Origin of the sequence: Blautia sp. AM23-13AC (assembly GCF_003435675.1) — a bacterium.
In the GTDB taxonomy this organism is placed as follows: domain Bacteria; phylum Bacillota; class Clostridia; order Lachnospirales; family Lachnospiraceae; genus Fusicatenibacter; species Fusicatenibacter saccharivorans.
Map to the genome: position 1 here is coordinate 444,992 of NZ_QTUL01000001.1, position 15,096 is coordinate 460,087.

A 15,096-nucleotide genomic window follows, 5' to 3' on the forward strand; every position below is an offset into this window, starting at 1 on the left:
TTTGCTTATATCATACTTAAATGTAAAACCTGTTTTTCAGTATAACACAGATTTTGTAGCTTGTGAATCAAAACTGCTGTTTCCTGGCACATTCTAATCTGCATAATCTCAAAAAATTAAGCGTATTTGGCAAATCTTTTCATTCAAGTTTTGCCAAATACGCTTTTTCCATTTCTTTTTTTTGTTCAATCTGCTACTTTCTCGGATGTGCCTTCCGGTACACATCCCGAATCTTATTCACACCAAGGTGGAGATACATCTGCGTCGTCGAAATATCGGCGTGTCCCATCATCTCCTGGACACTCTTTAAGTCCGCACCGTTTTGCAGCAGATGGGTTGCAAACGAATGACGCAGGGTATGCGGCGTAATATCCGCCGTAATGCCTGCGGATTTCGCATAGGATTTCAGAATTTTCCAGAATCCCTGACGACTCATCGGACCTCCGGAGCAGTTGACAAACAATACATCATCATCCCGTCCATGCATCAGGGCTGCGCGCGCACTCCCCAGATACTGCTCCAACGCCTTTTTCGCCGGTCCGCCGAACGGAACGATCCGCTCCTTTTCATCGCGGCAGGTGATGTAGCCCATCATAAGGTTGACATCCTGTATCTTCAAATGGATCAGCTCACTGACGCGGATACCGGTCGCATACAGCATTTCCAGCATTGCTTTGTCGCGGATACCCTTTGGCGTGTCGGTTTTGGGCTGGCGAAGCAGCAGATCGACCTCTGCGATGGAAAGGATCTCCGGCATTTTCCGCTCAACCCTCGGTGGCTGCAACGCTTTCGACGGGTCAGATACCATTTTTCCCTCCTGACATGCATATTGGCAAAACATATGAATCGCCGCAATGCTGCGCGAGATCGTTGCCGGGGAGAAGTGTTCCCGCTCCAGATATAATAAATAAGAATTTAAAACCGTTGCATTCATCTGCTCCGGTTTTTCTATTCCGTGCTCCTTCAAAAAAACTGCCAGCTTTCGAAGATCGCGCTGATAGGAGACTTCTGTATTTTTTGACGCTTTCTTTTCCGTCTGTAGATAGTCCGTAAATGACTGTATCGTTTCCTGCATAGCTTTTTTCCTTTTTGCTTTTTTCTCCCTCTCACTGCCCGATAAAGGGTAACAATGCTTTTAATTATATACACGTTTTTTCAAAAATGCAATTCCCTTTTCAGACCGTTTTTACAGGATTTTCGCAAGAAACCACGGATTGACATAACTCTCAAGCAGAATACCCCACAGAAGCAGGATCAGTGCAAAGAAGTAGCGCACGCCGAAGCAAAAATATTCCTTTTTCTGTATGCCGCCGGCAAGGTGATTCGTCTCTGCCATCCGGCTGCACGCAGCAGCCATCAGAAATAACGCGGCAAGGTAGAGGAAAATCTGCGGAAAAAGAGCCAAAAAAAAGAATAAAAGACCTGCCATTCCGTTCTGCAGATAGGCAGCCGAGAGAAAGACGCCACACAGAAAACCATATGCCCAAACGGCAGCAGTGGCAAAATACGCACCGATTGCCGTCAATCCAAAGAGAAGTCCCGCAAATGCCGGTGCTAACCGTACCTTTAGAAGATAGGAAAAGCAGGCCTTTGCGGAAATTTTTCTTCCAAAAAACGCCTCCGCCTGAAAGAGGCGGACGCTATTTCCCTCCTTCATTCCCATGTGGGATGCCGTAAGCAGCAGCAGTACACCGAGGGTCATACCGGCCGCAAACCAGAGGGCAAAAAAACGAATATATGCATTCTCATCCCGTTCTCTCATTTGCTTTTTGCGCCTCCTTATTTTCTGCCTTACTGTCAATGTATTCACGGTTCATAGACGATATACGTAAAAGAAGTGCCTGCTCCGCAGACCCCCATCTGCGAATGGCACTTCTTTCCTCTTATCAGGGTCCCCCAATGTCTCACGCACCGAAATGTCCGTTCATTTCAAACCCTGCTTTTTGTATATCCCCATAAGATATTTTTCACTTCTTTTATTTCACGACAAGATAGGTATCCAGATCATCGAACTGATCAAGGTAGCTGACTGCGCCCTCGTACATATTGGACTGCAGTACGATATTTACCGTGTTATAGATGCAGCGTTTCAGTTCTGCCATCGTCAGAGTTCCATCTGCAAGTTCTTTTTTGATGTTCTCGTGATCCTCCGGCAGACCCGGCATTACCATGTCATTTCCGGCTCTCATGCAGCCCGCTGCCGTACACTCGCCCTGGATCTGTACGTTGGTGGTTGTCCAGTCGGTCATGATAGCTCCTGCAAATCCCCACTCATCTCTCGCTGCTTTCGTGCAGGTATCGTAGCAGTTTGCAGCGTGCACACCATTGATCAGGTTGTAAGATGTCATAATGGACATCGGCTGTGCATCTTTGACTGCGATTTCAAAGCCTTTCAGATAGATCTCACGCAGTGCACGCTCGGACAGGATGGAATCGGAGCCCATACGGTTATCCTCCTGATTGTTGCATGCGAAATGTTTGATCGTGGTTCCGCAGCCCGGTACCTTCTGTACACCGAGCGTCATAGCAGCCGCCATCATACCGGCAAGCAGCGGATCCTCGGAATAATATTCAAAGTTTCTTCCGCAGAGCGGATTTCTGTGGATGTTCATGCCAGGTGCCAGCCACAGTGTTACGTTGAACAGCTCCATCTCATGGCCGATCATCTCGCCGACTCTCTTGATCAGTTCTACATCCCAGCTCTGTGCCAGAAGTGTTCCAACCGGAATTGCGGTACAGAACTGATAATAGGTTGTTCCGCGTTTTTCCTGCGGTTTGCTGAAGAATCCGCCTTCCAGTGCCGCCAGGAAATCGCTCGCTACGATCTCTCCGTTGTCTACCTGGTATTCTCTCTTCAGACGAAGACCTGCAGGTCCGTCGACCAGAGCAATCGTGGTTACATTCCACGGCTCCTCCGAAGCACACGGGGATGTCTCCGCTGCTGCTCCCGGAACAGAAATTCCTGCGGAGCCAAGCGCGTTGCCCTGTGCTCTTCCCGGATCACCGGTTGCAAGGAGTGCCAGCTGATCCACAGAAAGGGATTCCACAATCTTTCCTGCTTTTCCAGGAAGCTCTTCCGGTACCGGCTGGTAATCTACTTTCTCAGTTGGGATCTCAGATGCTTTAAGCTCGATCACGCTCATTCTCTTTTCTTTTACTTCCTTCTGCCATGCAGCCTCTCTTGCCTGAACTTTTTCTGCATCAGGAACAATCTCATTCAATTCCTCTTTCAGCGGGCAGATATTTTCACACGCTGTCATGACTGCTTTCTCGTCCAGCTCCAGCGCGCCGGAGAGAACAGATGTATTCAGATCATTTCCAATCCAGATACCATACATGCCCGGCTCCAGAATCCAGGATGCGCTTTCCTCCTCATAGGAAGTCAGCTGATACAGCGGGAAGGTGATGGTCATGGTCTGGGATTCCTTCGGAGCCAGCAGTTTTGTTTTTCCAAAGCCTGCCAGACGGCGGAACTCTTTCACCAGTCTGCCCTGCGGGCAGGAAGCGTAGATCTGTACAACTTCTTTTCCTGCATAAGTATCGCCGGTGTTGGTGACGGTAACAGTCACGCTTACTTTCGGATTCATCATACCGCGGCCGCTTACTTTGATGTCATCGGTTCTGATCTCGAAATCGGTGTAGGACATACCGTAACCGAAGGAGTAACGGACTGGTACTTCAAAGGTATCAAAGTAACGGTATCCAACGAAGATACCCTCTTCGTATTTTTCTTTCATGAGGTCGCCGCTCTTGTAGCTGTAAACCTCTGCACCCGGATAATCATAGTAATCTTTTGCCCAGGTATCTGTCATTTTTCCGGATGGGGTTACATCGCCGCTTACAACATCAGCAAATGCATTTCCGCCTTCCTGGCCTGCCTGTACGTACTGTAAAATAGAGCGGATATTGTCAAATTCTTCTACGAATGCCAGATCCATCAGGCCGCCAGTGTTGATAACAAGAACAACGTTTTTATAGCATCTGGAAACCTGTGCCAGAATAGCTTTCTCTTCTTTGGAGATGAAGTAGTCACCCTCCGTATCAAAACGGTCTTTGTTCTCTCCTGCGATACGTGCCAGAACGAAGAATGCGGTGTCTGCACCGTCGGCTGCTGCTTTCTCTTCATCGATCGGGTTTCCGGATGGCATAAAGAACGGGGTTGCAGAGTACGCATCAAAGAATTTTGTGTCGTCTCCGTTCAATTTTGTGAAAATCTCATTTTTCCAGTCCAGTCTTGCCTGTACGTAGAGTTTATCGTAATCCTCCAGCCATTCACTGCTTGTTACGTCGTAGCCTGCATTTTTCATGCCCTGGAAAATATTAACGCTGTCACGCTCATTGACATCGCCGGAACCGGTGCCTCCTTTGATGGTGCGGATCGCACCTGCTCCGTAAAGACCTACCTTGCTGCCCTTTGCCAGCGGCAGGAAATGATCTTTGTTTTCCAGAAGAACGAATCCCTCTGCTGCTGCCTCGCGGGCAAGTTTGCGGTGATCTGTTTCACGCTGGGTTACTTCCGGAGATGTAGTTCCGTTAAAGGTTCTTACCTTTGCTTTCATGTCTTTGTTCCTCCCAAACTTTGTTTCGTGCTAATGTCTCCATTATCTTCCCTTTTTCGTGTAACTTCTAGTTCCTTTCTTGTCCTTTCTCTGGTTGATATTGATATTTCGCCCAATTTCTGGTACAATATTCTTATCTTTTTTGATTATAATTGACGTATATTTCTATCACATCCTGGAGGTACTTATGGAATCCTGCTTTTACGAAACAATACACGAAACCGATCTGCTGCACGTCCGTTTTGAGCTGCAGGATGCGCCCGCTTTTGTTTTTCCGGCACACTGGCACGAATATGTGGAAATTCTCTATCTGATCAGGGGACAGTTTTCCGCGATTGTCCAGGCAACGGAGTATCAGTTAAACGAGGGCGATCTGATTATCATCAACTCCGGCGACCTCCATATGACGCGCTCTAACACCTGTACATATCTTCTGCTGCAGATTTCCGCAAGCCAGATGCGCCAATATCTGCCGGACTTTGATACGATGCGTTTCGACACGATTATTCCCTGCTCGGAACAGCCGGCTCCGCTCCGCGCACTGCTCTCGGAGATGAACGAGATCCGGCAGAATCCTTCCGATTCATACCAGCTTCTCTTTACCTCACGACTGTACGAATTTCTGTACCATCTCTGCCGGTCGTATTCCCACCAGATCCCTTCGGCATCCCTCACGGGTTCACAGCGCGATCTGCAGCGCGTGACACACGTTATGAACTGGGTAAAAGTGCATTACCCGGAACCGTTAAGCCTCGAAACAGCCGCGGATTCCCTGGCGCTCTCGAAGGAGTATTTCTGCCGGCTCTTTAAAAAGTATACCGGACAGACCTTTCTCGAATATCTGAACGATGTGCGCACGATGCACCTGTACGAAGATTTACAGAATTCCGACGAAACGATCACGGTACTGATGGAGAAAAACGGGCTGTCAAATTACAAAATTTTTATGCGGACCTTCAAAAAGCTGTATGGCTCTACGCCTCAGAAAATGCGCTCGAACCGGATACGGCACATATAAATTCTTTTGAAACTTACTGTTCTTATACACACTGAAAAGGCTGTGGAACATGATTGCTCATGTCCACAGCCTCTTTTTGATTTCGTTATTAAATTGTTTCGTAGAAAGTCTTTTATTTCGCGTAATCCGTTACACGGCTCTCGCGGATAACATTAACCTTGATCTGTCCCGGGTATTCCAGTTCAGCTTCGATCTGTTTCGAGATATCCCTTGCGAGCAGTACCATTTCAGAATCGGATACCTGCTCAGGAACAACCATGATGCGGACTTCTCTACCAGCCTGAATAGCAAAAGATTTTTCGACACCCTTGAACGAATTCGTGATGTCTTCCAACTGTTTTAATCTGTTGGTATATGTTTCGAGTGTTTCTCTTCTTGCACCCGGTCTTGCTGCGGAAATTGCATCCGCTGCCTGAACGATACATGCAATCAGAGACTGGGGCTCTACATCCCCGTGATGTGATTCTACTGTGTTGATCACAATCTGAGATTCTTTGTACTTTTTGCAGAGATCTGCACCGATCTGAATGTGAGATCCTTCTACCTCATGGTCGATGGATTTACCGATATCATGAAGCAGTCCGGCACGTTTTGCCATGCGGACATCGCATCCTACCTCTCCTGCGAGGAGACCGGAAAGCTGTGCTACCTCGATCGAATGCTTTAATGCATTCTGTCCGTAGCTGGAACGGAATTTCATTCTTCCAAGGAGACGGATCAGCTCCGGATGAAGTCCGTGTACACCGACTTCCAGTGCGGCTGCCTCGCCTTCCTCGCGAATATTCTGTTCTACTTCTTTGCGGGCCTTTTCTACCATCTCTTCGATGCGGGCCGGATGGATTCTTCCGTCTACGATCAGTTTTTCCAGAGCAATTCTTGCCACCTCACGGCGAATCGGATCGAATGAGGAAAGAACGACTGCTTCCGGTGTATCGTCGATGATCAGGTCAACGCCTGTCATGGTTTCGAGTGTACGGATGTTTCGTCCTTCACGGCCGATGATGCGGCCTTTCATTTCATCGCTCGGAAGCTGTACCACGGAGATGGTACTCTCGGATACGTGATCGACAGCACATTTCTGAATAGCTGTTACCACATACTCTTTTGCCTTACGGCCTGCTTCCTCTTTTGCTCTGCTCTCCAGCTCTTTGTAGAGCTTTGCTGTGTCGATTTTTACTTCGTCTTCCACAGATTTTAACAGATACTCTTTTGCTTCCTCGGAGGTAAAACCGGAAATTCTTTCCAGTTCCTGTACTCCTTTTTCGTGTAGACCGTCTACTTCCTTTTCTTTCTTTCTGACGCTTGCCTCTTTTGCTGCAATTTCGTTTTCACGACGCTCCAATACGTCCGCTTTTTTATCTACAGATTCTTCTTTCGATAAAACGCGCTTCTCATATTTCTGCAGTTCCGCTCTGCGCTCTCGGGTCTCTTTTTCTACTTCATTCTTCGTACGAAGAGACTCCTCCTTCGCCTCCAGCAGGGCTTCCCGTTTCTTAGTTTCGGCAGTTTTCAGTGCTTCATCTATGATGTTTCTCGCCTTTTCTTCCGCTGTGCCAATTTTTTCAGCATCCTGCTTGATTTTATTGTCCACAGCAATTTTCCTGGTAACAGGAACCGCAATAAGCAGCGTGACTACTACAGCAATGAATACCAGCAGAATTGTAATACCTGTACCCATTACCGGAGCACCTCCTTATTTAGTTTTCATTGCACATTTACAACACTACAATTTTATACTGTTTTCACAAATTTGTCAATGTTTTAAAAATAATCATGTAATTTATTGCACATAATTTCGCGGCATGTGGCGGAATCGCCGAGAATATTCAGAATTCTTCGTCAGCGGAATCTTGGTATTCTTCCAGTGCCCGACGGATTTCGGAACTGCCGAATCCCTTCCGCATCAGAAAACCGGCGGCACGGCGATACTCTTTTTCATCCAGCCGGTGCGGCGTGCCGAGCTTTGCGAAGGCGGCACTTTTTGCAAGTTCATACTCATCGCGGGCATCCTCCTGCTCTTCCAGGACGGATTCCACCAGTTCCCGGTCCACGCCTTTCTGTGCCAGCGCATAGAGGACTGCCTTTTTCCCTTTTTTCGCACCGCTGCCCGCAAGATACTGCTCCACGTATGCGCGGTCGTCGATATAGTGAAAGCTCTCCACGTACGAGACAGCCTCTTCAATGGCTCTCTCGGGATAGCCGTCTTTTCGTAACTTATCTTCCAGCTCTTTTTTCGTCCGCATCTGTCCGAGCAGCAGATACATCGCGCGGTGTTTGGCCCTTTTAGTCAGCACTTCCCCTGCCAGCTTTTCGTAAACCTCATCGGGAAGCTCCTCCTGCTCTTTGATGCGGGAAGCGCGGATTTCCCCGTTATAAAGAACCAGATCCTCTCCGTCATCGAAGAGGATCCGTGATTTCTTTTTATTCAGAGGACGAATCTCTGTCACAAACATTTATTCGTCGTCTCCTTCGGTTTCCGGAACTGCTGCTGTTTCTTCTGTGCCTTCCGGCGCTTCTTCCTTGATCAGGCCGTAAGCCACGCGCACTTTGTGCTCGATCTCATCCATGATTTCCGGATGCTCGCGCAGGTATGCTTTCGCATTTTCGCGTCCCTGGCCGATCTTGTCGCCGCCGTATGCGAACCATGCGCCGCTCTTCTGTACGATGCCGACGGAAGCTGCCAGATCCAGAACGTCTCCTTCTTTGGAGATTCCTTTTCCGAACATGATATCAAATTCTGCCTCGCGGAACGGCGGAGCTACTTTGTTTTTCACGACTTTGATTCTGGTACGGTTTCCGACCATCTCTCCGCCCTGCTTTAAGGCTTCAATTCTTCTGACATCGAGACGGATGGAAGAATAGAATTTCAGTGCACGGCCGCCGGTTGTGGTCTCCGGATTTCCGAACATGACACCGACTTTTTCACGCAGCTGGTTGATAAAGATAACAATACAATTGGATTTGCTGATCGCTGCAGTCAGTTTCCGGAGTGCCTGAGACATCAGACGCGCCTGCAGTCCGACGTGGGAATCTCCCATGTCGCCGTCGATCTCGGCTTTTGGAACGAGGGCTGCAACAGAGTCCACGATGATGATGTCTACCGCACCGGAACGGACCATCGTCTCGGTGATCTCAAGTGCCTGCTCGCCGTTGTCCGGCTGTGAGATATAAAGGTTTTCAATATCAACACCGATGTTTTTGGCATAGGCCGGATCGAGCGCATGCTCTGCATCGATGAAGCCGGCGATTCCGCCGCGTTTCTGTACTTCGGCTACCATGTGGAGCGCTACGGTTGTTTTACCGGAAGACTCCGGTCCATATACCTCAATAATTCTTCCCTTCGGCACACCGCCAAGACCGAGTGCGATATCCAGGCTTAAAGAGCCGGTCGGGATGGTTTCCACGTTCATGTTTGCTGCGGAATCTCCGAGCTTCATGACGGCTCCTTTTCCGTACTGTTTTTCAATCTGTCCAAGTGCGGCATCGAGTGCACGCAGTTTATCTTCGTTATTATTTCCCATACTGAATATTCTCCTTACCACGCGAACGTCCGTTCGCTTCTGTATACATACTATTACAAATCTGCTTTGTTGTCAACTGTTTTTCTTGTGTCTTTTTTCAGCTCCCAAATCCTCTGCACCGGAGCTGCTTCGAATATATCCTTATGCACAAGTGTAGCATATTCCACTCTCCTGCCGCAACCCAAAAATACTGCAAAAAAATCCCGAAACGGCTTTTCTTTCCTCTTCTGCCATTTCGGGATTTTTTTCTTATTTTTCAGAATGCAGACCAGCTTATCCGATCAACCAGTTGTACATTTCCTCGTACTGTTTTGCGGAATTCGCCCAGGAGAAATCCTGTACCATTGCGCGGTCGATCATCTTGTTCCACTCGCGTTTTTTGTCGTAATAGATGCGCTCTGCGTACCGCACGGTACCCATCATCTCATGCGCATTGTAGTTTGTGAAGCTGAATCCAGTTCCTGTTCCCTCGTACTCATTGTACGGCTCTACGGTGTCTTTGAGGCCGCCGGTCTCGCGGACGATCGGAAGGGTTCCGTAGCGGAGGCTCATGAGCTGGGAGAGTCCGCATGGCTCAAACAGGGACGGCATCAGGAAGGCATCGCAGGATGCATAGATCTTGTGCGACATTGCATCGGAATAGTAGATGTTTGCCGAAACCTTCTTGTCATATTTCCATGCGAAGTGGCGGAACATGTTCTCGTAGCGCTCCTCGCCGGTTCCAAGGATCACAAACTGTACGGCATCCTGGCACATCTCATCCATCATATAGCTGATGAGGTCGAAGCCCTTCTGATCGGTCAGACGGGATACGATACCGATCATCATCGTCTTCGGATTGACCTCGAGTCCTAACTCCTCCTGCAGTGCCAGTTTATTTTTCACTTTCTCTTTACGGAAGTTCTTTACATTGAAATTCTTTGCAATCTGAGCGTCTGTCTCCGGGTTCCACTCATTGTAGTCGAGTCCGTTTACAATACCGCGCAGATCGTTTGCTCTTGCACACATCAGACCGTCGAGTCCTTCGCCATAGAACGGGGTCTGAATCTCCTGCGCGTATGTATTGCTGACGGTGGTGATCGCATCTGCGTAAACCAGACCGCCCTTCAAGTAGCTGGCATCGTGTTTGAACTCCAGCTTATCCGGTGTGAAGTAGTAGTCGGAAAGGCCGGTAATGCTCTGAATCGTCTTGCGGTCCCAGATGCCCTGGAATTTCAGGTTGTGGATCGTCATGACGGTTTTGATTCCCCGATAGAATTCATCTGCCTGGAAACGCTCGTGCAGGTAAACCGGAACGAGACCGGTCTGCCAGTCGTGGCAGTGGATGAGGTCCGGGCGGAAGCCGATGGTCGGTAAAATGGAAAGCGCTGCTTTGCTGAAGTAAGCAAATTTTTCCAGATCCCACGGCATGCCCGCATATGGAGTGCTTCCTCCGAAATGCTCCTCGTTGTCGATAAAGTAGAATTTGATGCCTTCATATTCCATCTCGAAAATGCCGACATACTGCTGTCTCCAGTTCAGATCCATGTAGAAGTTTGTCACATACCGCATCTGATTTTTAAACTGTTCTTTGATTCCTGCGTATTTTGGAATCACCACGCGCACATCAAAATACTCTTTCGGGAAGTACTTCGGCAGAGAACCTACTACATCCGCCAGACCGCCTGTTTTGATGAACGGTACACACTCTGAAGCCACGAACAAAATATTTTTCATGAAAAGAATCCTCCTGTAATTTCATGCTGATTATCGCATCTTTGTTTTTCTGTAATTCCTTCCTTTTTGTCACGATCCTATGAAACGCGAAAGGATAATCAACGTCCTGTCTGTATTATACCGTACTTTGTCCAGAAAAAAAAGTCTAAACTTCTGTAATTTCTCCGTTTGTTCGGATTTTTTTGTTACTTTTTACTGATTTTTCAGTTCAAGACGTATTTTATCTGCAATTAATGCAATAAATTCAGAATTTGTCGGTTTACCCTTGCGGTTGTTCACGGTATAGCCGAACAGCTCGTCGATTGTGTCCATTTTGCCGCGGCTCCAGGCCACTTCAATCGCATGGCGGATGGCACGCTCGACACGACTTGACGTTGTCTGGTGGCGTTTCGCGATGGTCGGATAGAGAATCTTGGTAATGGAATTGAGCATTTCCGTGTCCTCTACGGAAAGCAGAATCGCATCGCGCAGGTACTGGTATCCTTTGATATGGGCAGGAACGCCGATCTCGTGGATCATATTTGTCACATCGATTTCCAGACTGTTTTCCGGCGGACAGATCGGCTCTTTTCCGGGGTTTGTAAAATTTCTTGGATGGTATCTTCTTACTGCTGTCATTCCTTTTGTTGCTTTGATCCGGTTCAGAAGAGTTTCGTTGTCGAACGGTTTTAAGACGTAATAGTAAGCGCCGAGCCGGAACGCATCTTCGGTGATCCTCTCCTCTCCTACGGCGGAGACAACGATAAAGGCAGGTCTTTTTTTCAGATTTTTATCCTCATTGACTTTCTCCATTACAGTCAGACCATCCATCTTCGGCATGAAAATGTCAAGCAGTACGACGTCCGGTTCTTTGTCGCGGATGATACTGTAGATATCATTTCCGTTTCCGGTCTGCCCGATCAGTTCAAGCGTGTCATCCTGTTTTATGACGTTCCCAAGCATTTCCTGCATGCGTTCGTTATCATCCGCGATGGCAATGTTGATCTTTTCCATAAAGCTCTCCTTTGCAAAAACTCATAGTCTTTCCGGAATTTCACTGCATCCGTTTTCTTCTGAACTTTTTCCAATCACACAGACATTATAATTTTATTTTTTCGCATTTTCAATATATTTCCCGTAATTTTTTGAAAATTCGATCGACATTTTCCGTAAAAATTCGGAAGTTTGTAACAATTCCAACCAAATTAACGCATATTTTTTCAGTTCCGTGCAAGCATGTTTTCCGCAAAGACACCGTAGCCTTTTTCTGGATGGTTTACGAAAACATGGGTAATGGCGCCGATCAGCCTTCCGTTCTGGAGCACCGGCGAGCCGGAATTTCCCTGTACGATGCCGCCGGTTTTCTGTAGCAGCCGTTGATCGGTAATTTCGAGCACAAAATTTTTGTTCGTATTCTCGCTTCCAAGATCGATTTCTGTAATCTCCGCCTCATACTCTTCTACCGTATTGTCCACGCACATCCGTACGGTGGCCGGGCCCGTCTCGATCTCCTGCCGATAGGCAATTTCCGTCACGGTAAGCGGCAGTGCACTGCTTTTTTCCCTGTCCAGAACGCCGTGGATACCGTAGATGGTATTCTCCGCCACTGATCCGATACGGTTCTTTTCTTCGTAATGGATCACACCCTGCAGTTCACCCGGTACACCCGCTTTTCCCGGGATCACAGACAGAATCTGTGTCAGATACAGTTCTCCGCCGTTCAATTGGAGCATTTTTCCGGTATCGACATCACTGATTCCATGGCCGAGCGCTGCAAAGGTTCCGTCCGGTTCCACGAAAGTCAGTGTTCCGATTCCCTGCATATTGTCGCGGACCCAGGCCCCGAGGCGGCAGGTGCCGTCCTGGCTTTTCTGCGGTGTCACCTGCACTTCGATCGTTTCCCCGTCCCGAAGCAGGGAAAGACACACCGGGGAACCGTTTGATACTTTTACTGCATCAATCAGCTCCTGCTTGCTGCGGATGCTCTGTCCGTTTACTTTTGTGATATAGTCGCCTTCCCGCAGAATATTTTCTGACGGACGGCTGACGGTTCCGTCGGACGAACGGATTTCGGCTGTACGGATCACCATCACACCGTCGGTCTCCATATAGATACCGACCGGCGCGCCGCAGACGGCAACTTTCGGCCGTTCTTCCTGGATCACACGGATCTTTTTCAGCGGGATCCCGGCGGCGGAACATTCTACAACCGTTTCACCCGTTTCTCCGAATTCGTTTTTTTCTGCTTCCTTCGTATCTTCCGAAATTGTCAGAAGCGGATGTTTCGTGAGCGGCTGAAACGGGCTTTCGCTGTTCTCATCCACATACATCGTATCCGGCAGGGATTCGCGCATGGCATCGTAGCCAAGAAGAACAGCGAGGATCAGAAACAGCGCCGCCAGCGCAAGCAGGACTCTTCGGTATTTTTGTTTTCTCGTCATTTGCATTCCCATCCTTTCCGCCGCAGGGCAGAACTGCGGCATTTCTTTTGTTTTCGCGGCGGTCGTCAAGTTCTCGTGCAGGCACGGACTTTGACTCGCCGCCCGCGAAAAAGAGGGAAACCACGCTTTGTTTCGTGATTTCCCTCTTAGTATGCGGACTTCTCTTTATTTGAGTCTTGCAGATTTTTGTACCTGTGCCAATTCCTTCATCTCGCTGGCATTTGCCAGAACAGAATCCGTAATTTTCGCGCCGCCAAGCATTCTTGCCAGTTCTCTGACAGAATCTTCCTCGGATAATGGATGGATCGATGTGACGGTCTCGTTTTCTTCGACGTTTTTTTCGATTTCAAAATGAGAATCTGCCATCGCTGCGATCTGCGGCAGATGGGTGATGCAGATGACCTGATGGCGCTGCCCGATCTGTGCCATTTTTTCGGAAACTTTCTGCGCCGTCCTTCCGCTGATTCCGGTGTCGATTTCATCGAAAATCAGGGTTTCTGTCTCGTCGCGGTCGGCAAGAATCGTCTTGATTGCAAGCATGATTCGCGACAGTTCACCGCCGGAAACAACTTTCGCCAGCGGACGGATCGCTTCGCCCGGGTTTGTGGAGATTAAGAACTCCACAGCATCGGTTCCGTTTTCGGTGTAGCTTTTTGTCTTTTCAAATGAAATTTCAAATGCGACATGCAGGAAATTCAGGTCGCGCAGACCTTCGATAATCTGTGTTTCGAGCCGTTTTGCATAGTTTCTGCGGATTTTGGACAGATTATGTGCGGCCGCATCCAGTTTCTGCTCCGTTTTCTGTAACTGCTCCTGCAGTGCGGCGCGGCAGCTCTCAAAATTTTCCAGTTTTTCCAGTTTTTTCTGCTGTTCTTCGCGGTATGCGGCGATCTCTTCCATCGTCTTTCCATACTTTGCTTTCAGGCGGTTGATCTCGTCGAGCCGCTTTTCCGTCTCGTAATACTCTTCTTCGGAAAAGGTCAGTTCGGAAAGATATGCGGAAATTTCGCGGTTGAAATCATTCAGCAGTCCGTCAATATCGGAAAGGGTCTGCGACGGACCGGAAAGTGCATCGTCGTACACCGCGGCCTGCTGCAGCTCCCGGATTGCGCGGCCGACCTGCTCCCCGGCGCTGTTCTCTGCACCGTAGCCGGTGATCGCATATACCGTCTGCAGAGATTCCGCGATCTTTTTCGCATGGCCCATTTTCCGGTACGCAGTTTCCAACGCTTCGTCCTCGCCCTCTTTTAGCTCTGCCTGATCAATCTCGTTGATTTCAAACGTAAGAAATGCTGCCTCCCGCTTTCTTGCCTCCTCGTCGAGTTCGTACGCCGAGAGCTCCTTTCGGACATTCTTCCACTCCTGGTACAGCGCCCGGACCTCTCCTTTTGCCGTGGCCGCCTCGGTTCCCGCAAACGCGTCAAGAATCGCGATCTGCCGGTCCGGATAGAGCAGCGACTGGTGCTCATGCTGGCCGTGGATGTCGAGCAGCAGGGACGCAAGAGCTTTTACCTGCGAGATATTGCATGCCTCGCCATTGATGCGGCAGACGCTGCGGGATCCGGTGATCTTTCTGGAAATAATCACCTGACCCTCCTCCGCCTCGAGATCCATCTCTTTTAACAGCTCCAGCACATGCGGATTTTCGGTTTCAAAGACCAGTTCCACCAGCGCGCTTGTCTCTCCCGTCCGGATCATCTCGCGGGATATCTTCTTTCCAAGCGCCGCGTTGATCGAACCGATCAGGATGGATTTTCCGGCTCCGGTTTCTCCGGTCAGTATATTCAGGCCCGGACCGAACTCCACTTCCGCTTCGTCGATCAGGGCCAGATTTTTTACGTGTAAGTTTGTGAGCATTCTTT

Annotated in this window: 11 protein-coding genes; 1 reads left to right on the forward strand and 10 read right to left on the reverse strand. The window is 48.8% G+C overall.

Annotated features, from left to right (window positions below):
* Positions 1 to 193: 193 nt before the first annotated feature.
* The 3 genes from xerD to DW642_RS02025 form a co-directional block, all read right to left on the reverse strand.
* On the reverse strand, positions 194 to 1,075 hold the full coding sequence (gene xerD / locus DW642_RS02015; RefSeq protein WP_117509101.1) for a site-specific tyrosine recombinase XerD: 882 nt from the start codon (positions 1,073 to 1,075) through the stop codon (positions 194 to 196).
* Between the two features lie 111 nt (positions 1,076 to 1,186).
* Positions 1,187 to 1,762: a stage II sporulation protein M gene (locus DW642_RS02020; protein ID WP_117509102.1), complete on the reverse strand. Its 576-nt coding sequence runs from the start codon at positions 1,760 to 1,762 to the stop codon at positions 1,187 to 1,189.
* Positions 1,763 to 1,976: 214 nt separating this feature from the next.
* On the reverse strand, positions 1,977 to 4,559 hold the full coding sequence (locus DW642_RS02025) for a glycoside hydrolase family 3 protein (RefSeq protein ID WP_055218222.1): 2,583 nt from the start codon (positions 4,557 to 4,559) through the stop codon (positions 1,977 to 1,979).
* Positions 4,560 to 4,746: 187 nt separating this feature from the next.
* Between DW642_RS02025 and DW642_RS02030 the strand changes: the two genes are divergently transcribed.
* Positions 4,747 to 5,577, forward strand: a complete 831-nt coding sequence (locus DW642_RS02030; RefSeq protein ID WP_117509103.1) for an AraC family transcriptional regulator — start codon at positions 4,747 to 4,749, stop codon at positions 5,575 to 5,577.
* Positions 5,578 to 5,689: 112 nt separating this feature from the next.
* Here the strand turns inward: DW642_RS02030 and rny are convergent, their stop codons facing one another.
* The 7 genes from rny to recN form a co-directional block, all read right to left on the reverse strand.
* Positions 5,690 to 7,255 (reverse strand): ribonuclease Y, encoded by a 1,566-nt coding sequence (rny, locus tag DW642_RS02035; RefSeq protein ID WP_022463336.1) that lies wholly within the window; start codon positions 7,253 to 7,255, stop codon positions 5,690 to 5,692.
* Between the two features lie 148 nt (positions 7,256 to 7,403).
* Positions 7,404 to 8,030, reverse strand: a complete 627-nt coding sequence (locus DW642_RS02040; RefSeq protein ID WP_022463337.1) for a regulatory protein RecX — start codon at positions 8,028 to 8,030, stop codon at positions 7,404 to 7,406.
* A complete protein-coding gene (gene recA / locus DW642_RS02045) occupies positions 8,031 to 9,098 on the reverse strand; it encodes a recombinase RecA (RefSeq protein WP_022463338.1) in 1,068 nt (355 codons plus the stop codon). It abuts the gene before it with no gap.
* 273 nt (positions 9,099 to 9,371) lie between these two features.
* Positions 9,372 to 10,814 (reverse strand): glycogen synthase GlgA, encoded by a 1,443-nt coding sequence (glgA, locus tag DW642_RS02050; RefSeq protein ID WP_117509104.1) that lies wholly within the window; start codon positions 10,812 to 10,814, stop codon positions 9,372 to 9,374.
* A 192-nt stretch (positions 10,815 to 11,006) separates the two neighbouring features.
* Positions 11,007 to 11,807 carry a sporulation transcription factor Spo0A gene (gene spo0A / locus DW642_RS02055; protein ID WP_055218233.1) on the reverse strand — a complete coding sequence of 267 codons (801 nt, stop codon included), beginning with the start codon at positions 11,805 to 11,807 and terminating at the stop codon, positions 11,007 to 11,009.
* A gap of 206 nt (positions 11,808 to 12,013) precedes the next feature.
* Positions 12,014 to 13,234: a SpoIVB peptidase gene (gene spoIVB, locus DW642_RS02060; RefSeq protein WP_158554956.1), complete on the reverse strand. Its 1,221-nt coding sequence runs from the start codon at positions 13,232 to 13,234 to the stop codon at positions 12,014 to 12,016.
* A gap of 165 nt (positions 13,235 to 13,399) precedes the next feature.
* The gene (recN, locus tag DW642_RS02065; protein WP_117509106.1) at positions 13,400 to 15,091 is read right to left on the reverse strand and encodes a DNA repair protein RecN; all 1,692 of its coding nucleotides are present in this window, start codon (positions 15,089 to 15,091) and stop codon (positions 13,400 to 13,402) included.
* Positions 15,092 to 15,096: the final 5 nt, after the last annotated feature.

Excerpts from the sequence above, each read along its gene's own strand:
- spoIVB (WP_158554956.1), bottom strand. The coding sequence starts at position 13,234 with ATGACGAGAAAACAAAAATACCGAAGAGTCCTGCTTGCGCTGGCGGCG.
- spo0A (WP_055218233.1), bottom strand. The coding sequence starts at position 11,807 with ATGGAAAAGATCAACATTGCCATCGCGGATGATAACGAACGCATGCAG.
- DW642_RS02020 (WP_117509102.1), bottom strand. The coding sequence starts at position 1,762 with ATGAGAGAACGGGATGAGAATGCATATATTCGTTTTTTTGCCCTCTGG.
- DW642_RS02030 (WP_117509103.1), top strand. The coding sequence starts at position 4,747 with ATGGAATCCTGCTTTTACGAAACAATACACGAAACCGATCTGCTGCAC.
- glgA (WP_117509104.1), bottom strand. The coding sequence starts at position 10,814 with ATGAAAAATATTTTGTTCGTGGCTTCAGAGTGTGTACCGTTCATCAAA.
- rny (WP_022463336.1), bottom strand. The coding sequence starts at position 7,255 with ATGGGTACAGGTATTACAATTCTGCTGGTATTCATTGCTGTAGTAGTC.
- DW642_RS02040 (WP_022463337.1), bottom strand. The coding sequence starts at position 8,030 with ATGTTTGTGACAGAGATTCGTCCTCTGAATAAAAAGAAATCACGGATC.
- recA (WP_022463338.1), bottom strand. The coding sequence starts at position 9,098 with ATGGGAAATAATAACGAAGATAAACTGCGTGCACTCGATGCCGCACTT.
- DW642_RS02025 (WP_055218222.1), bottom strand. The coding sequence starts at position 4,559 with ATGAAAGCAAAGGTAAGAACCTTTAACGGAACTACATCTCCGGAAGTA.
- xerD (WP_117509101.1), bottom strand. The coding sequence starts at position 1,075 with ATGCAGGAAACGATACAGTCATTTACGGACTATCTACAGACGGAAAAG.
- recN (WP_117509106.1), bottom strand. The coding sequence starts at position 15,091 with ATGCTCACAAACTTACACGTAAAAAATCTGGCCCTGATCGACGAAGCG.